This window comes from Nocardia sp. NPDC058705 (assembly GCF_042749305.1).
Taxonomy (GTDB): Bacteria; Actinomycetota; Actinomycetes; order Mycobacteriales; family Mycobacteriaceae; genus Nocardia.
Map to the genome: position 1 here is coordinate 129,369 of NZ_JBHYRN010000009.1, position 22,142 is coordinate 151,510.

At 66.9% G+C, this 22,142-nt stretch carries 22 protein-coding genes and 1 riboswitch; of the genes, 11 read left to right on the forward strand and 11 right to left on the reverse strand.

Translation table 11 applies throughout. From position 1 onward, the window contains the following. Positions 1 to 11: 11 nt before the first annotated feature. Positions 12 to 124, reverse strand: a riboswitch (SAM riboswitch). A gap of 144 nt (positions 125 to 268) precedes the next feature. Continuing rightward, the gene (locus tag ACFW6D_RS13980; protein ID WP_379328062.1) at positions 269 to 721 is read left to right on the forward strand and encodes an SRPBCC family protein; all 453 of its coding nucleotides are present in this window, start codon (positions 269 to 271) and stop codon (positions 719 to 721) included. A 50-nt stretch (positions 722 to 771) separates the two neighbouring features. Here the strand turns inward: ACFW6D_RS13980 and ACFW6D_RS13985 are convergent, their stop codons facing one another. Further along, entirely contained in the window at positions 772 to 1,221 is a 450-nt protein-coding gene (locus ACFW6D_RS13985) for a MarR family winged helix-turn-helix transcriptional regulator (RefSeq protein ID WP_379328065.1), read from the reverse strand. A gap of 114 nt (positions 1,222 to 1,335) precedes the next feature. Here ACFW6D_RS13985 and ACFW6D_RS13990 point away from each other — a divergent pair, with 114 nt between their 5' ends. After that, the gene (locus tag ACFW6D_RS13990) at positions 1,336 to 2,268 is read left to right on the forward strand and encodes an SMP-30/gluconolactonase/LRE family protein (RefSeq protein WP_379328067.1); all 933 of its coding nucleotides are present in this window, start codon (positions 1,336 to 1,338) and stop codon (positions 2,266 to 2,268) included. Here ACFW6D_RS13990 and ACFW6D_RS13995 read toward each other — a convergent pair. Continuing rightward, entirely contained in the window at positions 2,255 to 3,037 is a 783-nt protein-coding gene (locus ACFW6D_RS13995) for an alpha/beta fold hydrolase (protein ID WP_379328069.1), read from the reverse strand. The two genes, ACFW6D_RS13990 and ACFW6D_RS13995, sit on opposite strands and share 14 nt — an antisense overlap. Before the next feature lie 276 nt (positions 3,038 to 3,313). Between ACFW6D_RS13995 and ACFW6D_RS14000 the strand changes: the two genes are divergently transcribed. Then, positions 3,314 to 4,066 carry a DUF6585 family protein gene (locus ACFW6D_RS14000; RefSeq protein WP_379328200.1) on the forward strand — a complete coding sequence of 251 codons (753 nt, stop codon included), beginning with the start codon at positions 3,314 to 3,316 and terminating at the stop codon, positions 4,064 to 4,066. Between the two features lie 9 nt (positions 4,067 to 4,075). On the opposite strand, the gene ACFW6D_RS14005 is transcribed toward ACFW6D_RS14000, so the two are convergent. The 3 genes from ACFW6D_RS14005 to ACFW6D_RS14015 all read right to left on the reverse strand — a co-directional run bounded on the left by ACFW6D_RS14005 (position 4,076) and on the right by ACFW6D_RS14015 (position 7,073). Next, positions 4,076 to 4,420: a hypothetical protein gene (locus ACFW6D_RS14005; RefSeq protein ID WP_379328071.1), complete on the reverse strand. Its 345-nt coding sequence runs from the start codon at positions 4,418 to 4,420 to the stop codon at positions 4,076 to 4,078. Between the two features lie 88 nt (positions 4,421 to 4,508). Then, a complete protein-coding gene (groL, locus tag ACFW6D_RS14010; protein ID WP_379328073.1) occupies positions 4,509 to 6,134 on the reverse strand; it encodes a chaperonin GroEL in 1,626 nt (541 codons plus the stop codon). A 207-nt stretch (positions 6,135 to 6,341) separates the two neighbouring features. Further along, positions 6,342 to 7,073 carry a Clp protease N-terminal domain-containing protein gene (locus ACFW6D_RS14015; RefSeq protein WP_379328075.1) on the reverse strand — a complete coding sequence of 244 codons (732 nt, stop codon included), beginning with the start codon at positions 7,071 to 7,073 and terminating at the stop codon, positions 6,342 to 6,344. Positions 7,074 to 7,145: 72 nt separating this feature from the next. Here ACFW6D_RS14015 and ACFW6D_RS14020 point away from each other — a divergent pair, with 72 nt between their 5' ends. Continuing rightward, positions 7,146 to 8,408: a hypothetical protein gene (locus tag ACFW6D_RS14020; protein ID WP_379328077.1), complete on the forward strand. Its 1,263-nt coding sequence runs from the start codon at positions 7,146 to 7,148 to the stop codon at positions 8,406 to 8,408. A gap of 77 nt (positions 8,409 to 8,485) precedes the next feature. On the opposite strand, the gene ACFW6D_RS14025 is transcribed toward ACFW6D_RS14020, so the two are convergent. The 5 genes from ACFW6D_RS14025 to ACFW6D_RS14045 form a co-directional block, all read right to left on the reverse strand. Then, on the reverse strand, positions 8,486 to 9,568 hold the full coding sequence (locus ACFW6D_RS14025; RefSeq protein WP_379328079.1) for an NAD(P)/FAD-dependent oxidoreductase: 1,083 nt from the start codon (positions 9,566 to 9,568) through the stop codon (positions 8,486 to 8,488). Between the two features lie 153 nt (positions 9,569 to 9,721). Further along, entirely contained in the window at positions 9,722 to 10,531 is an 810-nt protein-coding gene (locus ACFW6D_RS14030; RefSeq protein ID WP_379328081.1) for a sigma factor-like helix-turn-helix DNA-binding protein, read from the reverse strand. A 201-nt stretch (positions 10,532 to 10,732) separates the two neighbouring features. Further along, positions 10,733 to 11,614, reverse strand: a complete 882-nt coding sequence (locus ACFW6D_RS14035; RefSeq protein WP_379232850.1) for a CDP-alcohol phosphatidyltransferase family protein — start codon at positions 11,612 to 11,614, stop codon at positions 10,733 to 10,735. Continuing rightward, positions 11,611 to 12,324: a phosphatidylserine decarboxylase gene (locus tag ACFW6D_RS14040; RefSeq protein WP_379232848.1), complete on the reverse strand. Its 714-nt coding sequence runs from the start codon at positions 12,322 to 12,324 to the stop codon at positions 11,611 to 11,613. Before ACFW6D_RS14040 ends, ACFW6D_RS14035 begins: the two co-directional genes overlap by 4 nt. A gap of 70 nt (positions 12,325 to 12,394) precedes the next feature. Then, on the reverse strand, positions 12,395 to 12,667 hold the full coding sequence (locus tag ACFW6D_RS14045; RefSeq protein WP_379328083.1) for a GlsB/YeaQ/YmgE family stress response membrane protein: 273 nt from the start codon (positions 12,665 to 12,667) through the stop codon (positions 12,395 to 12,397). Between the two features lie 263 nt (positions 12,668 to 12,930). Here ACFW6D_RS14045 and ACFW6D_RS14050 point away from each other — a divergent pair, with 263 nt between their 5' ends. The 5 genes from ACFW6D_RS14050 to ACFW6D_RS14070 all read left to right on the forward strand — a co-directional run bounded on the left by ACFW6D_RS14050 (position 12,931) and on the right by ACFW6D_RS14070 (position 17,926). Next, positions 12,931 to 13,959, forward strand: a complete 1,029-nt coding sequence (locus ACFW6D_RS14050; protein ID WP_379328085.1) for a beta-ketoacyl-ACP synthase III — start codon at positions 12,931 to 12,933, stop codon at positions 13,957 to 13,959. 191 nt (positions 13,960 to 14,150) lie between these two features. Then, positions 14,151 to 14,342, forward strand: coding sequence for a hypothetical protein (locus ACFW6D_RS14055; protein WP_358108533.1), 192 nt, complete (start codon positions 14,151 to 14,153; stop codon positions 14,340 to 14,342). 33 nt (positions 14,343 to 14,375) lie between these two features. Beyond that, positions 14,376 to 16,043 carry an FAD-dependent oxidoreductase gene (locus ACFW6D_RS14060; RefSeq protein WP_379328088.1) on the forward strand — a complete coding sequence of 556 codons (1,668 nt, stop codon included), beginning with the start codon at positions 14,376 to 14,378 and terminating at the stop codon, positions 16,041 to 16,043. 85 nt (positions 16,044 to 16,128) lie between these two features. Beyond that, positions 16,129 to 17,586 carry an ATP-binding protein gene (locus tag ACFW6D_RS14065; RefSeq protein ID WP_379328202.1) on the forward strand — a complete coding sequence of 486 codons (1,458 nt, stop codon included), beginning with the start codon at positions 16,129 to 16,131 and terminating at the stop codon, positions 17,584 to 17,586. After that, positions 17,579 to 17,926 (forward strand): UBP-type zinc finger domain-containing protein, encoded by a 348-nt coding sequence (locus ACFW6D_RS14070; RefSeq protein ID WP_379328090.1) that lies wholly within the window; start codon positions 17,579 to 17,581, stop codon positions 17,924 to 17,926. Before ACFW6D_RS14065 ends, ACFW6D_RS14070 begins: the two co-directional genes overlap by 8 nt. Here the strand turns inward: ACFW6D_RS14070 and ACFW6D_RS14075 are convergent, their stop codons facing one another. Beyond that, positions 17,927 to 18,397: a hypothetical protein gene (locus ACFW6D_RS14075; RefSeq protein WP_379328092.1), complete on the reverse strand. Its 471-nt coding sequence runs from the start codon at positions 18,395 to 18,397 to the stop codon at positions 17,927 to 17,929. A gap of 77 nt (positions 18,398 to 18,474) precedes the next feature. On the opposite strand from ACFW6D_RS14075, the gene ACFW6D_RS14080 reads away from it, so the two are divergent. Both ACFW6D_RS14080 and ACFW6D_RS14085 read left to right on the forward strand, forming a co-directional pair. Then, a complete protein-coding gene (locus ACFW6D_RS14080) occupies positions 18,475 to 20,685 on the forward strand; it encodes an AAA family ATPase (protein ID WP_379328094.1) in 2,211 nt (736 codons plus the stop codon). Between the two features lie 79 nt (positions 20,686 to 20,764). Continuing rightward, a complete protein-coding gene (locus ACFW6D_RS14085) occupies positions 20,765 to 22,039 on the forward strand; it encodes a hypothetical protein (protein ID WP_379328096.1) in 1,275 nt (424 codons plus the stop codon). Positions 22,040 to 22,142: the final 103 nt, after the last annotated feature.

Sequence of the window (22,142 nt, forward strand, 5' to 3'; positions counted from 1 at the left end):
ATAAACCTCCAGAAAGACGCTTACGGCAGGTGAGCCCCACCATCCGGTCGTCACCCGGAGCACCCCGCCGCCACTGGAGGGTTGCCGCCCAGCAAGCCGGGGCTCGATGCTGGAACTCGTGACCGTGCTCCGAAAGGTAAACGGCCGCAATATTTTTGAAAACCGTTCCGACCAGCATGCGAAAAATCCGCCCACGGGCGGAGGTAGGGCACAACGCCGGTGCCTATGCTGAGCGTGACAGTCCGTCACGTATATCCCGGAGGCAACGTTGCCGAACACTCTCGAAGCCAGCATCGACATCGCCGCATCGCCGGAGAAGGTCTGGTCGGTACTGTCCGACCTGAGCCGCATGTCCGAGTTCAGCCCGACGACGGTGAAGATGGTCGCGGTCGGTGGCGTGCGCGAGGGCGCGTTCACCGTCAACCTCAACAAGGTCGGCTGGAAGATCTACCCGACCACCTCGCGGATCGCGCGCTTCGAGCCGAACAAGGCGTTCGCTTTCCGGATGAACGAGAACCGCACGACCTGGACCTACGAACTCTCCCCCACTGCCACCGGCACCCACCTCGTCGAGACCCGCACGGTCGACGCCAAGGGTCTGCCCGGCTGGCTGCAGAAGACGATCAAGGTCGCCATGGGCGGCGAGGAGAAGTTCGAAGCCGATCTGGTTTCGGGCATGGAGCAGACACTGAGCAAGGTGAAGGTCGCCGCCGAGCGCTGACCTGGATATTTCTGAAAGCCCGTCGGAGATCATCCGGCGGGCTTTTTTCGTCACGCCAGGTTGTCGCGGATCTCGTCGAGCGCCTGCGTGCTGCGGGTGAGCAGCTCCCGCACCGCCGCCAGCTCGGCCGCGGTGAACTGCTCGGCCAGGGTGCGCTCCACCGCGACCGCGCGCGTATCGGCGTCGTTCATCACCGCGCGCCCCTCCTCGGTGAGGCGGGTTTCCAGCACGTTCTTGTGCCACTCGTGGGGGGTGCGGTCGACCAAGCCGCGGTCCTGCAGGTTGGTGAGGACGGTGTTCATCGTCGGCGGGGTGACGCCCGCCAGCCTGGCCAAGGCCGCCGCCGAGATGCCGGGGTTCTCCGCGAGGTACATCAGCGCGCTGTACTGCGGGACGGTCAGGCCTGCCGGTTTCAGCGCGGCCGTCTTCGTCGCGATCAGGGCTTGCTCGGCCCGCTTGATGTACGAGCCGAGCCTCTCGGCGGCGGGCATGGACGTCATGCGTGCATGGTATCCGCCCATCACTCCATAACCCCATTGACGATCATAACGACTCTAATCTAGGTTAGTGCCGATCGATTGATGTTCTTCGTTACATAACCGAGAGGCTTCACCATGTTGCGAACCGTCGCCGTTGCCGCCGCCTGCCTGGCCATCGCCGCATGCGGGACCTCGTCCGCCGCACCCAGGCTGAGCACTGCCTACGAGCTACCCGGCAACGCCGTCTATCCCGAGGGAATCGGCCTGGATCCGCGCAACGGGGACACTTACGTCGGGTCGTTCGCCGATGGTTCGGTGTATCGCGCGAGCGCCGACGCCGCACGCGCCGAGGTCTTCCTGCCCGCGGGTGCCGATGGCAGGAAGACGGCGAACGGGATTAAGGTCGATTCGAGTGGTCGGCTGTGGGTGATCGATTCCGGTGTGGGAGTGAGTGTTTACGACACCGATTCGCGTGCGCTGCTCGCTCGGTTCGAAGTGCCGGGTGCTGCACCACGTTTCGTCAACGATCTGGACTTCGGCGGCGACGGGACCGCGTACTTGACCGACAGTGTTCGCAATGTCGTCTACAAAGCCGTAATCGGCAGCAGCGAATTGACCGTCGCCTACGACCTGACCTCGACGGCCCGCGATCCACAGGCGTTCGCGCTCAATGGCATTGCGGCCGATCGGGACGGTCGATATCTGATCGTCGTCGCGATGTCAGCAGCCGAGCTGTATCGCATCGACCTCACCGGTGGCGCGGAGCCCATCCGCAAAATGGCACTGAGCGGCGGTGATGCGAAGAACGGCGACGGGTTGGAGTTGCGCGACAACACGCTGTGGATAGTCCACAACAAGGACAACACCATCAGCCGCTGGACACTCACCGACAACGGCGCAACCGCAACCCGCGCAGGCGAATTCCACGATCCCGCACTGAATATTCCTACGACGATGGTGCATTCCGGCGATCGAGCACTTGTCGTGTCGTCGCAATTCGACAAGGGCGGGCCGCTGGGTCAGGGCACGCCGGGAACCTTCGTGGTCTCGGCGGTCAGCGGGTTCTAGCGATGAATTCACTGAGGACGGAGACGAATTCGTCTGGTTGCTCCACCTGCGGTGAATGGCCCGCGTGTTCGACGAGATGGGTTTGCGCGCCGGCGGCGGCGAAGCGGGCGAGGGTTTCGGTGCTGTCGTAGAGGTGGTCGTGGCGGCCGTGGACGGCGAGGACGGGTTGGAAGAGGGCTTGGGCGCGGGTGTCGAGGGGTGCCGCGGCGAAGTCGTCGGCCCGGGCGCCGACCGCGTAGGCGAGGCCGGCGGGCAGGGTGGCACGGAAGTCTCGGACCAGGGCGTCTGCCAGGCCAGGTGCCGAGTCATAGCGGAAGCGGGGTGCGAATCCGGGGCGGCTGCTGAGGCGGATCAGCGGGCCGGGCGTCCAGCGTTGGGCCAGGCGAACCGCCCACGGGCGGACAACCCACCTCGCAGCCGCCGGGATGCTCGCGGCCTGATAGTCCGGGGCCTGGCCGACGACCACGACGCGGGCCACCCGGCTCGAAGTGGCGGCGGCGAGTTCCAGGGCGATCTCGGCGCCGAAGGAGTGCCCGACCACCGTCACATCGGTGAGGTCCAGGTCGTCGATGAGTGCGGTGAGCGGGGCGGTGCGGGCCGCGGCGCTGAAGTCGCCGTCGGCGCCCAACTCCTGCATGTCGACCCGGATCACCCGGAATTCGGGTGTCATTCGCTCGGCGACCCCCGCGAACCAGTCGACCGAACCCGGGATGCCGTGGATGCACACGATCGCGGGTGCGGTGGGCTCGCCTTCGTCCAGAAACAACACGTCAACCACACTAGAGCAGGGTCGCCGAACCGACCGCGCGCGATTTTCGCAGGTAGACATGACTATCACGGCCGACGGCACGCGTGGAAGCGGGTTCCGCATCGCCCACACGGCCACTCGAGACCATTACCCCCGGTCGCGGCCAGGATTTCCGAACCGTACCGGTGGCAATATCGCGCCGGTTCGCATACGCTTCGCCGCGGATGAATACGCCTCATGGAGGGACGAGTGATCACTCCGAACAGGCCGGAGGACGTAGCCGAAAGTCGGCACACAGTGCCGTTGACGCAGTTGATACACCTGATGGCGGAGTATCAGCACCTCGGCGCGCACCGTGACACCTTTCTCGCTACCCCCGCCGACGACGCTTTCGTACGCGGCTGCGGCATCGTCGCGGGCTGCATCGCGACCATCGGCGTCATCGTGGCCGCCGTCGGCGCGTGGCAGGGCGGTATCACGCTGCTGGTGATCGCCGCCGCGCCCGTGCTGCTCGCGCTGCGCCGCGGGGTGATCAACCGGCAGAACCGCGCCGCCCGCATCGACCTGTTCGACCACGGCGTCACCGTGTATCGCTCGGGGCAGCGGGTGTCCGGATTCCGTTGGGACAGCACCGAAGTGCGTCAGCACGAGATCCCGTTCCACGACACCACCCCCGTCACCTACCTGCTGGAACTGTCCGGCCCCAACGGTGTACAGGCGACCATCGACGACGAGGGTTTCGCCCGCGCCCGCGAATGGGCCCGCGCCATCCAATCCGCCGTCACCGCAACCCAACTCCCCGTCGCGGTAGCCGCCATCGACAACGGCGAAACAGTCGCATTCGGCGACCTGGCCCTTTCCTTGGACGCCCTCACCTACCGCGCCCAAGACCTCCCCTGGGAAGACATCCAACTCATCGACGCACGCAGCGGCCACATCCGCATCAAACTCGCAGGCGTCTGGATGTCCCTCGGCCCCGTCAGCACCATCCCCAACTTCTACATCTTCAACGAACTGGCCGAACGCCTCCGCCTCACTCCGGTGGGGTGAGACACCCGCCTACTCGTCCGATGGCGGCGCGACCTGCTTCTTCGCCAAGTCGCGGATGGCAGAACAACCTATCCACAACATCACCGCACCGATGATCACCCGCACCGAGTCCAGCGTGTTGTTGATCATTCGCACGTCCGCGTAGTTCGCGTAGCCGTACTTCGACATCCCGCACGCGTTATCCCCCGGGGCCATGTCGTAGCTGGTGAAATTCAGGACCAGCGGACTCCAGTCATGACAGGTGACCGTGCGGTCAGCCAGATCGAGCAGACCCGACAGAATCACCCAGCCGCAAATTGTCCCCATCAGTACACAGAACAACCAGTACTTGCGGACCGCCTGAACGATCGCCATGTTCATTCCCCTGTTTTCATGCCGAAGGCCGGCCCACCGTGTGGTGGACCGGCCTTCGCGACTTGCGTTGGGCTAGCTGATCAGCGGATCAGAAGTCCATGCCGCCCATGCCGCCGGTGGGGTCGCCCGCGGGGGCGGACTTCTCCGGCTTGTCGGCGACGACTGCCTCGGTGGTGAGGAAGAGCGCGGCGATGGAGGCCGCGTTCTGCAGGGCCGAACGGGTGACCTTGACCGGGTCGGCAACGCCGGCGGCCAGCAGGTTCTCGTAGACACCGGTGTCGGCGTTCAGGCCTTCGCCCTCGGGGAGGTTGGAGACCTTCTCGGCCACGACGCCGGGCTCGAGGCCCGCGTTGAAGGCGATCTGCTTGAGCGGAGCCGACAGCGCGACGCGCACGATGTTGACACCGGTCGCCTCGTCAGCGGTCAGGCCGCTGAAGCCGTCGAGCGCGGGGGCGGCCTGCAGCAGCGCGACGCCACCACCGGCAACGATGCCCTCTTCGACGGCGGCCTTGGCGTTACGCACGGCATCTTCGATGCGGTGCTTGCGCTCCTTGAGCTCGACCTCGGTAGCGGCACCGGCCTTGATCACCGCGACGCCGCCGGCCAGCTTGGCCAGACGTTCCTGCAGCTTCTCACGGTCGTAATCCGAATCCGAGGACTCGATCTCGGCGCGGATCTGCTGCACGCGGCCCTTGATGGCCTCCGCGTCGCCGGCACCCTCGACGATGGTGGTCTCGTCCTTGGTGATGACGACCTTGCGCGCGGTGCCGAGCAGCTCGAGACCAGCGGTCTCCAGCGAAAGACCGACCTCTTCGCTGATGACCTCGCCACCGGTGAGGATGGCGATGTCGGCCAGCTGGGCCTTGCGACGGTCACCGAAGCCCGGCGCCTTGACGGCAACGGACTTGAAGGTGCCACGGATCTTGTTCACGACCAGGGTCGACAGGGCTTCACCCTCGACGTCCTCGGCGATGATCAGCAGCGGCTTGCCGGCCTGGATGACCTTCTCCAGCAGCGGCAGCAGGTCCTTCACGGTCGAGATCTTCGACGCGACCAGCAGGATGTACGGATCCTCGAGGACCGCTTCCTGACGCTCGGGATCGGTCACGAAGTAACCGGAGATGTAGCCCTTGTCGAAGCGCATGCCCTCGGTGAGCTCCAGCTGGAGCCCGAAGGTGTTGCTCTCCTCGACGGTGATGACACCTTCCTTGCCGACCTTGTCCATCGCCTCGGCGATGAGCTGGCCGATGGCCGGGTCGCCCGCGGAGATACCAGCGGTAGCAGCGATCTGCTCCTTGGTGTCGATCTCCTTGGCGGTGTCGAGCAGCTTGGCGGTGACGGCCTCGACGGCCTTCTCGATGCCACGCTTCAGGCCGAGGGGGTTCGCGCCGGCCGCGACGTTGCGCAGACCTTCACGCACGAGCGCCTGGGCCAGCACGGTGGCGGTGGTCGTACCGTCGCCAGCGACGTCGTCGGTCTTCTTGGCGACTTCCTTGACCAGCTCTGCGCCGATCTTCTCGTACGGGTCCTCGAGGTCGATCTCCTTGGCGATGGAAACACCATCGTTGGTGATCGTGGGGGCGCCCCACTTCTTCTCGAGCACGACGTTGCGACCCTTCGGGCCCAGCGTCACCTTGACAGCGTCGGCGAGGGCGTTGAGACCCCGCTCGAGACCGCGACGGGCCTCTTCGTCGTACGCAATTGTCTTGGCCATTGCGTTGAGATCCTCCACATGTCTATGGCTGACACACGAGACGACCACAGGTTGGATCGCCCCAAAGTACGCTGGCCAGGAGGTGCCCGCGACGGACGACCGAGGGTGTCGATGGAACCCGATCTCACCGTCCCGACCTGGCACTCAACAGTGACGAGTGCCAGGTCATTTTTAGCACTCAGGTGATGAGAGTGCAAGGTTGACGCCTCAGTCCTGCGCCTCCACCGAAGCGAGGAACTGATTCAGCAGCTCGACGAGTTCGGCCTCGACGACGGCCTTGTCAAGGCCCAGACCGCTGAGTACCCCCGTGCCGTTCTCCTGCTCGAGCAGCGCGAGCAGGATGTGTTCGGTGCCGATGTAGTTGTGGCCGAGGCGAAGCGCCTCGCGAAAGGTGAGCTCGAGGACCTTCTTCGTGTCGCCGTCGAACGGGATGAGGGCGGGCACGTCACCGTCGGCGGCGGGCAGCGCGGCGGTGGCGGCATCGCGCACCGCGTCGAGTGCGACACCCCTGGCGACGATCTCCTTGGCGGCCAGACCGTCCGACTGACCGATCAGACCGAGAATCAGATGCCCGAGCGCGATCTGACCGTTGCCCGACGAGCGTGCCGCCTCCTGGGAGCCGACGACCACCTGCCGGGCCCGTTCGGTGAACTTGGCGAAGCCGGCCTGCGGGTCCATCGCGGCGGTGTCGCTTGGCCCCTTGGGCACAAATCGCTTCTGTACGGCCTGCTTGCTGACGCCCATGCTGGCGCCGATATCGGTCCAGGAGGCGCCGGAGCGGCGGGCCTGGTCGACGAAGTGGCCGATGAGGTGGTCTGCGGTCTCGCCGAGGTGATTGGCGGCGACCACGGCATCGGAGAGCTGGTCGAGGACGTTGTCGGGGCGGGCCTTTTTGATGCCGTCGATGAGGTCGTCGAGGCGGAAGTTCGGAGTGCTCATGCGTCAACTGTAGGTTGACGATGCGGCGGCGTCAACGGTTGGTTGACGGTTTATTCCTGGCAGAGTGTCGCCATGGGGAGAATTCGGCGCTGGGCGCCGCGAGTGGTGGGGATCGTCGTGACGTTGGCGTGTTTGATCGGCGCCGCACGACTGCTGTGGCCGCAGCCGGGGCTCGATGAACAGCCGGGATCCACGGAACGGCAGTTGGCCTTCGTGCGGGATTCGCTCGATGAGGGCTCGGATACCGCTGCGCAGGAACTGTTTCCGGAGGGCTACGTCTTTTCGAACGTGCTCTACGGGCTCGCCTGGGTGCAGGCCGCACATACCGATTCGGACTTGCGGGAGAACGCGCTGCGCGAATCCCGTTGGGCGTTGGCGCGAATCGAGTCCGACGAGGGGCGGGCGGTGTTCAGCCCCCGATTACAGCCTGCGTACGGGGTGTTCTGGGCGGGGTGGACCAACTGGTTGCGTGGGGCGATCTTGTCGCTGGACAGCACCGATACCGCAGAGGTGCAACGCTTTTCCACACACACTGCCGAAATCGCCCAGGCGTTCGCCGCGGCTGAAACACCGTTTCTCCAGGCATACCCCGGCCAGGCATGGCCGGTGGATTCCACGGTCGCCATGGCATCGCTTCGATTGCACGACAAGCTGTTCGGTGCGAAGTACGCGACGGTGATCGACCGATGGCTCGAACAGGCCAAGACCGGACTCGACCCGGCCACCGGACTACTACCTCATCAGGTTTCACCAGTGGACGGTTCAATGCTGACCGGTGCACGGGCAACCTCGCAGACCGCGATCCATCGATTCCTACCCGAGATCGATCCGACCTTCGCCAAGAGCCAATACGCCCTCTATCGCGAGCAATTCGTCGCCTATCCAGGCGGTTTCGGACCCGCTCTTCGCGAGTACCCGAAGGGAGTCGACGGGAGTGGCGATGTCGACTCCGGACCGCTGATCGCCGGAATCAGCCTGTCCGCCACGGTGGTAGCCCAAGGTGCCGCCCGGGTGAACGGTGACCGTGATCTGGCGGCCGCGATCGGTTCCGAAGGCGAATTGCTCGGAGTGCCGCTCAGCCTGCCCGGCTCCAAGCGGTACGCCTTCGGACTGATGCCGATCGGGGACGCGTTCGTGGTGTGGTCGTCGACGGCGCGCGTACTGACCGAGCCGCCGACGCTGTTCGAGCGGGATGTGCACTGGTGGTGGCGGCTTCCGTGGCTGGGCATGCTCGCCCTGATCGCGATCGCACCGTGGACATGGACGCTGATTCGCTGCGGGCGACACCGCGCAACCGGGCCCGATCGGGTCGGGCCCGCGCCGACCCCGGCGTAATCACACACTTCGCAGTCTTCCAGTCAGAATATTGACTGAACGGCCACGAAGTGCGTGATTACGCCAGTTGGATCGAACTATCGCAGGCCGACCGTGAACGCTGTGCCGCGCACGATCAGTTCCTTGATCACCGCACCCAGCCGCCCGGTCACGACCGTCTTCGTGGGGGTGTCGTCGGCTTTGACGACCTGGAACACCGCGTCACGGCGGCCGAGGCTGATGCACTGCGCGACGTAGCGGCCGTTCATCGGCTCGGGTTCGCGGCCCTTCGCTCGTGCCGTGATCGCGCCGACGACGTATTGCCCGGCGGGAATGGCTGTCGCACAGGCCATCCGCAGCGGGCGCCCGTCCACGCCGGCCATCAGTGCGGCGTCGCCGATGGCGTAGATGTCGGGGTGCGAGACCGAGCGCAGCGTCTCGTCGGTGCGGATGCGTCCGTCGGCGGCGACCTCGAGACCGGCACGGGCAGCCAGGTCGGAGACGGTGAAACCGGTGGTCCAGACAGTGGTGGCGGCGGGGACCAGGGTGCCGTCGGCGAGCCGAACCGCATCGGCGAGCACCTCGACAACCTTGACACCGGTTCGGATTTCGACGCCGAGCCGGGTGAGCGCAGCACGGATCAACTGGTGCGCGCGCGGTGAGAGCCAGGCACCGGGGTCCTCGGAGCCGAGCAGGCTGATCTGCGAATCCGGTTGCGACTCAGCCAGTTCGGTGGCCAGTTCGATGCCGGTGGGGCCCGATCCGACGATCACGATCTGACCCGACAGCTCGGTCACGTCTTCGGCGGTCGCGACGAACTTCGCGTGCTCGGCGGCGCCGGGCACCGCATTGCGGTCGGCCTGGCTGCCGAGGGCGTAAACCAGGGTGTCGTAGTGCAGCGTCCACTCGCCGTCGATGGCGACGATCTTGCGCTCCGGGTCCAGGTCGGTGGCCCGCGCCTGAATGAAGTCGATACCCTTGCGCTCCAACGACTTCTGCAGGTCGAGGCGCTTGACCGGCTGGCCCGCGGCGGCCTGGTGCAGACGCACCCGCTGCACGAATTCGGCGCGGCCGTCCACGACGGTGATCTGGGTGTCGCGAGTCTTCTTCGCGAGGGCGCGGGCCGCGGTGAGTCCCGCGTACCCGGCGCCGAGGACGACGATCCGATGCTGACCGGTCATGGTGTGGCTCCTTCTCTCGAAATGCCTACACACACCAGACCGAGCAGCCCTCGAGTTCCTGACAGGTCTGCGCAGTGACCTGCATCACACCGCTTCGCGCCCGCGTAGCGCCCACCCCGACCGGTACTCGACCGTGCGAACCGTCGCGATTCATCACACGGTGACGGCCGCCAGCTTGACCGGATTCACGACGGTGCGGACAGCCTCGATCACACCCGCTTCGTTGAAGTCGAAGACGAGCACACCGGCGGGCACCTCGTCCTGGACCAAGATCAACGCGACATCGCCGTTGATCTCGGCGAATTCGAACCGCGACGTGGGACTCAGGAAGCGCCGCAGGTTGGACAGGTAGCGCGCGACCACATCGCCACCGACCACCGGAATCTTGGCCGCGACAACCTTGCCACCACCATCGGCGACCGACACCACATCGTCGGCGAGCAGTTCGCGCAGACCGTCCACATCGCCGGTCGAGGCCGCCTGCAGGAACTTCTCGATCATCGTGCGCGCGTGCTCGGCCGACACCACGAAACGCTGCTTGCCGGTCCGCACCCGCTGACCGGCTCGATGGAAGATCTGCTGAGTATTGGCCACCGTGAGATCCAGCATTTCCGCGATCTCGGCGTGGGAGTACCCGAACGCCTCGCGCAGCACGAACACCGCGCGCTCGATCGGGCTCAGCCGTTCCATCGCGGTGAGCACGGCCAGCGACACCGACTCGCGTTCCTCGACGGTCCCCAGCGGACCGAGCGCGCCACCACCGGTCGGCACCGGTTCCGGTAGCCATTGCCCGACATAGGTCTCACGCCTGGCCCGAGCCGAAACGAGCTGAGTGCGACACAGATTCACGGTGACGGTGGTCAGCCACGCTTCAGGATTGGCGATCTCCCCACGATCGGCCAGCGCCCATCGCAGATAGACCTCCTGCACGGCATCCTCGGCCTCACTCGCCGCCCCGAACATGCGATAGGCGAGTGAGAACAGCCGAGGCCGATGCTCGAGGAACTCTGTGATATCGGCGGCTGGCGCCGCGGGGTTTTCGGCCCCGTGTGCCTCGAATCCGAGGGGCGATACTGCGCCTTCGGCGTTCCGTCTCGCCCCTCGGATCCGAGGCGGCCGAAAACCCTCGTGGTCAGGTGAGGGCGTTGATCGCTCCATCGCTGATCAGTCGTCGTTGCGCGGACGACGCAGACGCAACCGCGCGGACCCACGAATCGCCGGTCGACGGATCGCGGGCATCTTCCGCTGCGCACGCCGCTGTGCCCGTCGCTCAGCCGGCTTGTGCTGCCAGGTTTCCGGCCGCGCGGCCACCCAGCGAGCCGACCGCCACGCGAACGGAATGTGCGCCAGGTACAGCGCGACCAGGATCAACAGCAGCACGATCGGATACGTCACGAGCAGCGCGGCGGCGAGCGCGGTCAGCACCAGCAGACCGGCTGCCGCTTGGGGCGCCACCGATACCGACTTCATCGCCAGCGTCGGAATCGTGCTCACACACAGCAGTGCCGCGAAGATGGTCCAGGCGGCTACGAAGGCGAAACCGTCCCACCAGCCGTCGCCGAACTGCACCTTCAACGCGATCGGCACCAACGCGATCAACGCACCTGCGGGCGCGGGCACCCCGACGAAGTATTCGCGTGCCCAGTTCGGCCGGGAATCGTCGTCGAGCAGAGTGTTGAAGCGGGCCAGGCGCAGCACCAGACTCACCGCGAACAGCAGCGCCACGATCCAGCCCGCGCTGTAACCGTCGAGCAGGGTCACGTAGATGACCAGCGCGGGCGCGACGCCGAAGGAGATGGCGTCGGACAGCGAATCGAGTTCGGCGCCCATCTTCGACGTCGCGTCGAGCATGCGCGCCAGGCGCCCGTCGAGGGTGTCGAGTACGGCGGCCGCGCCGACCATCGCCAGCGAGATGCCGAGTTCGCCGTCGAGGCCGAACTTCACCGCCGACAGACCGGCGCACAGCGCGAGGATCGTGACGACGCTCGGCAGCAATCGCACCGAGCGGGGGCGCTTACGCGGAGCCGAGCGCGCCTGTTCGATCATCCCAGCACAGCCAGGACGGTTTCGGCCCCGATCGTGCGCTGCCCGGGGGCGACCAGCAGTTCGGTGCCGACCGGGAAGTACGTGTCCACGCGTGACCCGAAGCGGATCAGGCCGTAGGTGTCACCGATGGTGAGCACATCGCCGACGCGGGCATCGCAAACGATGCGCCGGGCCAGCAGTCCGGCGATCTGCACCACCACGACCTGCTTGCCGGTGGCGGTGTCGATCACCATGCTGTTGCGCTCGTTGGCGTCGGAGGCCTCCGGCAGATCGGCCGAGAGGAACTTGCCCGGCTGATGCAGCACCTCGCGCACGGTGCCCGACACCGGAACGCGCTGCACGTGCACATCGAGCACCGAAAGGAAGATACTCACGCGAGGCAGCGGCTGATCGCCGAGTCCGAGTTCGACGGGCGGTACCGCGGTGTCGACCAGCGCCACCTCACCGTCGGCGGGCGCCACTACGATGCCGGGGCGGTTCGGTGGGACGCGGTGTGGGTGCCGGAAGAAGGCGGCGCACGCGGCGGCGGCGGTCAGACCGGCGCGACGGATCCACTTGTTGCGGCCGCCGACGACAGCCACCGCCAACGGCACCGCGACGAACGGCAATCCGGCGGGATGGAGTGGGGGTACAGCGGCCCGCACCAAGTCGACGACATGTCCGACGCCGGTGGTATCGGGCGTGCCGGGCGGGGTGGGGCGGCGTGCCACGGGCTCCCTCTTTCGTGTGATGACTACAAGCGATCACACCTTACGGGAAGCCCGCGGCAAGCACCTGTGGTCAGTGGACCGATTTACGCCCGGTGACCAGCTTCACCAGGTACAACAGCACGCAGGCGCCCGCCAGACAGGTGATGAAGCTGAAAATCCAGCCCGCACCCTCCACATCGACGCCGAACAGGCTCAGCAGGAAACCGCCCAGCAGACCGCCGACGATTCCGACGACGATGTTGAGCAGGATCCCCTGCTGTGCGTCGGTCTTCATGAACTTGCTCGCGATCCAACCGGCCAGACCGCCGATGATGATCCAACTGATGATGCCGAGTCCGAGCATGGTGTCCTCGATCCCTCGAAGGGTCGGCGAGCAATCGCCTTGTCTCCAAGATATACCCCCATCCGCTTGTGACAATCGACACTCATCGTTCGCCAATCCGCGTTAACATGAGGACGCCTCACGTCTATAACATGAGGAAGCCTCACTTCTGTGCGTTCACATGCTGTCCACACACGAGTCACGGGCGATGAGGGACAGATTTCGATGGCTCAGGTACACCCAGCGGTGCTGCCGCAGGTTGACAGGTACATAGGAGACGCACAATGGCTGCTCGAATCGCCCAGACGACGGGTGCTGAGCACACCGCGATCCTCGGATTGGGCGTCTATCGCCCCGCCCGGGTGGTCACCAATGACGAGGTCGCAGGGCCGATCGACTCCAGCGACGAGTGGATCTTCACCCGATCCGGTATCAAGTCGAGGCGCTTCGCCTCGGCCGAGGAAACCATCCAGTCCATGAGCGTCGCCGCCGCGCGCGACGCGATCGCCGCCGCGGGCGTGGAGGTGGATCAGATCGACTGCGTCATCGTGGCGACGTCGACGCACCTGCTGCTCACCCCCGCCATCGGCCCGCGCATCGCCACCGAACTCGGCATGACCGGCTCTGCCGCCTTCGATGTCTCGGCGGGCTGCGCCGGGTTCTGTCACGCAGTGGGGATGGCATCGGACCTGGTCCGCGCGGGTACCTCGAACCACGTGCTGGTGATCGGCGTCGAAAAGCTCACCGATGCCATCGATTTCACCGATCGTTCGACGGCGTTCCTGTTCGCCGACGGCGCGGGTGCGGTGGTCGTCGGCCCGTCGGCCGAGCAGGGCATCGGCCCGACCGTGTGGGGCTCGGACGGCACCCAGCACCACGCCATCCGCCAGTCCAAGGACTGGTCGGAGTTCTTCGCCGAGATCGAGGAGAAGGGCACCGACGCGGTGCGCCCCTACCTCACGATGGAGGGCACCGCGGTGTTCCGCTGGGCGGCGCACTCACTGGAGAAGGTCTGTCGCGAGGCGATCGACCGCGCGGGCCTGACCACCGAGGACCTCGACGCGATGATCCCGCACCAGGCCAACGGCCGGATCATCGAGATCATGGCCAGGGTGCTCGAGCTACCGGAGAGCTGCGCGCTGGCCAACGATATCGAGGAGTCCGGCAACACCTCGGCAGCTTCGATCCCGCTCGCCATGGAGGCGCTGCTGCGCAAGGGCGAATCGAAGCCGGGCGACACCGCGCTGCTGATCGCCTTCGGTGCCGGGCTGTCCTACGCGGCACAGATTGTCGCCCTTCCTGCCTGGAAATAGCTGGATCAGCAAATCTTGCAAAACCGGGGTGGCCTGCGACGAAGCAGGCCACCGAGCGGTTGGCTCGCCGTGTCCACCTTGTCCCAGTTGCACCAACTCGGACATACTGGCAAACTTTTCGCTACCGACGTTCAGCTGATCGACGAAGCTCAGCCTCCAGCGTTCCCGTCGTCAACCCGAGGTGATCGGCCGTGAAACTGCGCTCACTCCTGCCACGCAGGCACATCAACGAGGTCCCGCTCCTGCCGAGCATCGGACCGGACGACGCCTTCGCGCTCCCCAGCGCGTTCGTGCCACGCGGCACCCGCCTCAAACGCGAGGAACGCCTCGAACGACTGCTCACCCCCAGCGAACTAGACCTGGTGCTTCACCACCAGCTCTGACGGCTACCTCACAGCAGGGGGATACTCGTTCAGGTGAGCACTCCCTCGGTAACCAAACCGGCCATCTTGAGCGTTGACGACGATCCAGGGGTTTCCCGGGCTGTCGTGCGCGATCTGCGTCGCAGGTACGGCGCCGACTACCGGATTCTGCGGGCCGACTCGGGGCAGCAGGCACTGGAGGCGCTGCGGGAGTTGAAGCTGCGCGGGCAGCCGGTGGCCGTATTGATCGCCGATTACCGGATGCCGGGCATGGACGGGATCGAATTTCTCGAGCAGGCGATGGATCTGCACCCGTATGCGCGGCGGGTGCTGCTCACCGCGTACGCCGATACCGATGCCGCGATCAACGCGATCAATGTGATCGATCTCGACCACTATCTGCTCAAGCCGTGGGATCCGCCGGAGGAGAAGCTGTACCCGGTGATCGACGGGTTGCTCGACGTGTGGCGCAGTGCCGAGCAGCGGCCGGTGTACGAGACCAAGGTGGTCGGCGATCGCTGGTCGCCGCGGTCTTCGCAGGTGCGAGAGTTCTTGGCGCGCAATCAATTGCCGTATCGGTGGTACCCGGTCGACGAGCCGGAGGGCACCCGGTTGCTCGAGGCGGCGGGCGCCGATCCGCTGACCTGTCCGGTGGTGATCACCGCCGAGGGCACCGCGCTGATCCAGCCGACCGACAGCGAACTGGCCGAAAACGTCGGTCTCACTGTCGAACCCAGTGGGGACTTCTACGATCTGATCGTGGTCGGTGGCGGCCCCGCCGGCCTCGGCGCGGCGGTCTACGGCGCGTCGGAAGGGCTGCGCACGGTGCTGGTGGAGCGCACGGCCACCGGTGGGCAGGCGGGGCAGAGCTCGCGGATCGAGAACTATCTCGGCTTCCCGGACGGGGTGTCGGGGTCGCAGCTGGCCGATCGTGCGCGCAGGCAGGCGGCGAAGTTCGGCGCGGAGATCATCACCACGCGCGATGTGGTCGCTCTCGAGGTCAACGGGTCGGCGCGCACGGTGCGGTTCGCCGATGGCGGAAAGCTGTGCGCGCATACGGTTTTGATCGCGACCGGTGTGGACTATCGACGTCATCCGGCGCCGGGTGTGGACGAGTTCACCGGGCGCGGAGTGTATTACGGCTCGGCGATGACCGAGGCGGCCGAGTGCGCCGAGCAGGAGGTCTACATCGTCGGCGGGGCCAATTCGGCCGGGCAGGCCGCGGTGTTCTTGTCGCGCAATGCCCGTCGCGTGCACCTGGTGGTGCGGGGCGACTCGCTGGAACGGTCGATGTCGCACTATCTGGTGCAGCAGATCGCGGAGATCCCGAACATCGTCGTGCACACCGAGACCGAGGTGGTCGGCGTCGACGGCGATACGCACCTGGAACGAATCATCCTGCGCGACAACAGCATCGGCACCGAGGACAAGGTCGACGCGCAACGCCTGTTCCTCTTCATCGGCGCCGCACCGCAGACCGGCTGGCTCGACGGCGTCGTCACCCGCGATGCCGCCGGATACGTGCTGGCCGGCCCGGACCTGATGGTCGACGGCGCCCGCCCACCCGGCTGGGAACTGCCACGCCCACCGCAACACCTCGAGACCAGCGTCCCCGGCGTATTCGTCGCCGGCGATGTACACGCCGAATCGGCCAAGCGGGTCGCCTCGGCGGTCGGCGAGGGCGCGATGGCGGTCATGCTCGTCCACCGGTACCTGGCATGAGAGGTCGGCGGCCGGAGGCGGTAGCGGAGCGTGACCACGCAGGCCGCCCGATCATGCCCATTGAGACAGCGTGAGTGAGGACTCGATGATCTGCGATCCGGAAGAACTGCGCACCCTGTTCCTGTTCGAGAAACTCGACGACTCCCAGCTCGCCGAACTGTGCGCCGTCGGGCGCATCGAGTACGTCGACCCGGGCCCGGTGTTCCGCGAGGGCGAACCCGCGACCTGCTTCTACGTGATGATCGACGGCGAGGTGCGGCTGACGAAACTGTCCGGCGGCGTGGAGATCGAGACCAACCGCACCGACCATCGCGGGGTCTACGCGGGCGCCTGGGCCGCCTACCTTGGCGACAAGGCGGACCCGAACTACAACGGCTCGATGTACGTGCTGCGCCGGTCGCGCTTCCTGGTGATGGACGCGGCCGATTTCGCCAGGATCATGCACGAGTGGTTCCCGATGGCCGTGCACCTGCTCGAGGGCGCGTTCTTCGGCGGGCGCAGGTCGAGTCAGCGGATCGCCGAACGGGAACGGCTGCTCGCCCTCGGTTCGCTCTCGGCCGGGCTCACCCACGAGCTCAACAATCCCGCCGCCGCCGCGGTGCGCGCCACCTCCGGCCTGCGCGAACGCGTGGCGGGGATGCGGCACAAGCTCAAGATGATGGCCGAGGGCAAGTTCCCGCCCGAGGCCCTGGTGAAGCTGGTCGAAATGCAGGAGCAGGCGGCCGATCGGGTCGCCAAAGCACCCGACCTCAGCCCGCTGGAAGCGTCCGATCGCGAAGACGCGCTGGCGGATTGGTTCGACGAACGCGGCATCGCCGACGGCTGGAACCTGGCGCCGACCTTCGTGCAAGCAGGTCTGGATACCGACTGGCTCGAGGGCGTCGCGGCGACGCTGGAAAACTGTGAGACCCCGGTGTTCGAGGGCGCGGTGCGCTGGCTGAACTACACCATCGAGACCGAGTTGCTGATGAACGAGATCTTCGACTCGACCACCCGCATCTCCACCCTCGTCGGTGCGGCCAAGCAGTATTCGCAGATGGATCGGGCGCCGTATCAGGTCGTCGACCTGCACGAACTGCTCGATTCCACCCTGGTGATGCTCAACCGCAAACTCGGTGACGGCGTGCGCGTGGTGAAGGACTACGACCGCAGCCTGCCGCCGATCCCGTGCTTCGCCGCCGAACTCAATCAGGTGTGGACCAACCTGATCGACAACGCGGTCTACGCCATGGGCGGCGAAGGCACCCTGACGATCCGCACCTTCAAGGAAAACGACTGCGCCGCCGTCGAAATCGGCGACACCGGACCCGGCATTCCGGCCGAGGCGCGTGGTCGCATCTTCGAACCGTTCTTCACCACCAAACCGGTCGGCGACGGCACGGGTCTCGGCCTCGATATCTCCTTCCGGATCGTGGCGAACAAGCACAACGGTGACATCCGGGTCGAATCCGAACCCGGCAACACGCGGTTCATCGTGCGCCTGCCGTTGCATCCGGCGGCGGAGGATGTGAGCACACCAACTACAGGAGGTCAGGATGGCTGAGGCCGGAATCGATCCGAGCGTGCCGCCCAGCGGCGCCGGTTGCGTCGAGTGCGACGAGACCGGAGGCTGGTGGGTGCACCTGCGCCGCTGCGCCGAATGCGGGCACGTCGGCTGCTGCGACAGCTCCCCCAGCAAGCACGCGACGAAGCATTTCGAGGCCACCGCGCACCCGTTCATGCAGAGCTACGAACCGGGCGAGGACTGGTTCTACAACTTCGCCAGCGGCGAGATGTACAGCGACGGGCCCGAACTCGCCCCGCCGACCAGCCACCCCAGCGACCAGTCCGTTCCCGGACCGGCCGCCCGTGTGCCCGCCGACTGGCAGTCGTTGATCAGCTGACTACGGCTTCATCCCACCGGCGTCGGCGACCGGCTTGTCGGCGTTGCTCGGCACGAGGCAGACCAGCTTCGCGGTGCTGAGCGCCACGTTGGGACTACCCTCGAACGCCCCGCCAGGGTTCTCGGCGAGGATCAGATCGATCGCCTTCTTCTCGCCGTCGGCGTCGAGGGTCTTGAACTGCGCGCAGGTGATGTCGGCGGTCACCGCGGCCGGCGCGGCACTCGATGTAGTGGGCTTGGCGGGCGCGCTGGAGCTGGGTGCACTTGTGCTGGAGCCAGGCGTTCCCTTGCGCAGCCCGCTCGCGTCAGCGGATTCGTCGGACCCGCAGCCGACCAAGGTCAGGGTCAGTGCCCCGGCGGCCAGCACGGCGAGGGAGATTCGGTTCATCTGCTGCTTTCCCCGGTAGATCGCGGCGCCGGCACGTCCGGCGCGTCCGGTGCAGCGTACCGACTTGGGGCGAGAGTTCGTCATGTCAGCCAGAATGGCCGCCTGACCTTGCGGTCGCCCTATCGATTCCTGATCGCGCCGGGAAGCGGCAGAATGGGGCGGTGGCTGAACTTTCGCTCACCGCCCGGCTCAACCCCTCCGCCGCCGACGCCCGTCGCGGGGTGGTGCGTCTGCATCCCGAGACGCTCACCGCCCTCGGCCTGCGCGAATGGGACGGCATCGCCCTGATCGGCGCGCGCAGGACCGCGGCGGTGGTGGCGAAGGCACCCGCCGGCAGTCCGCCGGGGGTGGCCCTGCTCGATGACGTGACGCTGTCGAATGTGGGGTTGCGGGAGAACGCGGCGGTGACCGTGGCCCCGGTGACGGTGTTCGGCGCCAAGCAGATCTCGCTGAGCGGCTCGGCGCACGCGATGGCCAGCATTCCGGCGGCCACCCTGCGCCAGGCACTGCTCGGCAAGGTGGTGACCGTGGGTGACACGGTGTCGCTGCTGCCCCGCGACCTCGGACCCGACATCAGTTCCTCGGCCGCCACCCAGGCTCTCTCGCGCGCCTTCGGCATCGCCTGGACCACCGAATTGCTCACCGTGACGGCGATCGAGCCCATGCCTGGACCGGTGAGCGTGCAACCGAACTCGGCTGTCGGCTGGGGCGCGGGTGCGGCGGCGACCCTGCACGCGGTGGCACGTGACGCGCCGTCGCCGAACAAGCAGGGACTTCCGGAACCTGTTGCCGTGAAGGTGAGTTCGGGGAATGTGCCGATTCAAATCGAGGACCTGGCCGGTGTGCAGAGCCAAGCAGGAAAGCTGGCCGAGTGGTTGAGCCTTGCCCTCGACGAGCCGGAGTTGCTCAAAACCCTTGGCGCACCGGCACATCTGGGCGTGCTCATCACCGGTCCGGCCGGAGTGGGCAAGGCCACCTTCGCGAAAGCTGTTGCCGCACCGCGCCGCATCGTCGAACTCGACGGTCCGAGCGTCGGCGCGACCGAGAGCGGCACCCGGTTGCGTGAGGTCGCCGAAGCCGTCGCCGATATCGCCACCGGACAGGGCGGCGTGCTGCTGATCACCGATATCGACGCGCTGCTGCCCGCCGAGGCCGAGCCCGTCGCCACCCTCATCCTCGACCAGCTGCGCGCCGCCGTTCGCGAACCGTGCGTCGCCCTGCTGGCCACCACCGCCCATCCGACACAGGTGGATTCGCGCTTGCGGGCACCGGACCTGTGCGACCGCGAACTGGCCCTGCCCCTGCCGACAGCGGCGATTCGGCGCGCCCTGCTGGAACAGTTGCTGCGAAAAGTACCCGCCGGAAAACTCGACCTCGACGTGATCGCCTCGCGCACACCGGGTTTCGTCGTCGCCGACCTGACCGCCCTGTGCCGAGAAGCCGCCGTGCACGCTGCGGGCCGAGCCAGTCGCGAGCACACCGAACCCGAACTCGCCCAGAACGACCTGATCGGCGCACTCGACGTGATCCGGCCCCTTTCCCGTTCGGGCACAGAGGAATTGGCGATCGGATCGCTGAATCTCGACGACGTCGGCGACATGGTCGAAACCAAACAGGCACTTACCGAAACAGTCCTGTGGCCGCTGCGCCACCCCGACTCGTTCGCCCGCCTCGGCGTCGAACCGCCCCGCGGCGTCCTGCTCTACGGCCCACCCGGCTGCGGCAAGACCTTCCTCGTGCGAGCACTGGCGGGCACCGGCCAGCTCAGCGTGCACGCGGTAAAAGGCGCTGAGCTGATGGACAAGTGGGTCGGTTCGTCGGAACGCGCGGTGCGTGAATTGTTCCAGCGGGCGCGCGATTCGGCACCGTCGCTGATCTTCCTCGACGAGGTCGACGCGCTCGCCCCCCGGCGTGGCCAGAGCAGCGACTCCGGTGTCTCCGACCGGGTGGTCGCCGCGCTGCTCACTGAACTCGACGGTGTCGAACCGCTGCGCGATGTGGTGGTGGTCGGCGCGACCAACCGCCCCGAATTGATCGACCCCGCACTGTTGCGGCCGGGCCGGCTCGACCGCCTCGTCTTCGTCCCACCGCCGGACGGCCCCGCCCGCCTCGAGATCCTGCGCACGGCAGGCCGTTCGGTTCCGCTCGCCGACGACGTGGACCTGGCCGCCCTCGCCGAAGACCTCGACGGCTACTCCGCCGCCGACTGCGCCGCCCTGCTCCGCGAGGCCGCGCTGTCGGCACTGCGCCGCGATATGGCCGCCGCCGACGTCACCGCCGAGGACGTGGCCGCCGCCCGTGCCACCGTGCGCCCTTCCCTCGATCCGGCCCAGGTCGAATCGCTGCGCCGCTACGCCGACAGCAGGTCCTGATCCCGGCCGGAACGCGCCGCCTTGCGATCAGGTCACGACATCCCAGGTGGGAGGGGTAGCCACCGGTATCGTCGGCACGGTGCCCAAGATCGGTGATGGTCTGGACGCGGTTACGGCGTTCGCCGGGGCCGCGGCTGCGGGGATGTCACTGTTCCTGCCGTTCACCTTCGGTGACGACTCGTCGATCGACTCGCCGTACCGCGTCACCAGCCTGATCAACAGCGTCCCCCGCGCGGCGGCGCTCGGACTCATCGTCGCCGTCGTCGTGGCCGTACTGGCCAGGCCGATCACCCGGCCCGGACTCGTCTGGCTCGCCGCGACGGCCGGGGCGCTCGCCTTGGCGATCAACTACGCCGTCGGCGAGGCGATGATCTCCGCCGACGTACTCACCACCCAGAACTACATCGACTCGCTGTTCGGCGGGGTGCTGTTCGGCGCGCTGTGCATCTGCGCGTGGCGGATGCGCTGGTCCGCAGTCGGTTTCGGGCTCGGGATCGTGGTGGTGTTCGTCTACGGCGAAGTGGTCGCGGTGTTCACCTCGAACGCCTCGGCGACGGCGGACAAGGCCGTGCACACCCCGTTCTGGCTGGTCGGCGCCGCGGTGGTGCTGCTCGCGGTGAACACCGTGCGCCACCGGCACGGCATCATGCTGCCCGCGGTGCCGCGGATGGCGGCGGATCTGCCGATCACCCCGATCATCGCCACCACCGTGCTGTCGTTGTCGCTGCTGATCGCCACCGAATGGCTCGGCCGCGAGTTCGACGGGCGCAAAGGGAATTTCTGGCAGATCGCCATCGCCGTGATCGTCACGCTTGTCGCGGCGTTCGTAGCCGCCCTCCTGCTGCCAGGGCGTGACGGCACCGGTGTGCTGCTCGCCGTGAGCGTGGCCGCGGCGGCCGATTCGCTCGGTGACTCGACGAATCTCGGCTGGCATCTGCTGCTCGTGCTCGTCATCGGCGTACTTGCCATCCTGGCCGGTCTGCGCTGGGCGACGCCGTGGGGCGTGCTGCTCGGCGCGGGCGCGGTCTGCGCGTTCGCCGCGTTGGCCGAGTACCTTCCGCTGCCGTTCGAGTGGCCCGCCGGGGTGATGCTGTTGACCTGGGTGACCGGCTTCGCAGTCGGTTCGACCCGGGTCACCTACCTGCCGAGCGCCATGCTCGGCCTCGGTGCGCTGTTCCTGCCCTCGATCCTGTGGTCGATTCCCACCGGGAAGCGACACTGGCCGACCGGCAGCGACGCCGTCGCCGAACGGGTACCCGGCCAGGTCGCACTGGCCATCACCCTCGGAGCGGCAGCCGGACTCGCCGTGCTCTACCAACTCCGCCCCGCCCCCGCCCGAGTGCCGCAGCAATAGCCACGACCCCCGCGACATGGCCGACCCAACAACCTCGGTGCCGCCGAACATCCCACTCGCGCCCGTAGGATCGGGGCGCGCTACTCGACCGCTACCTACCCGA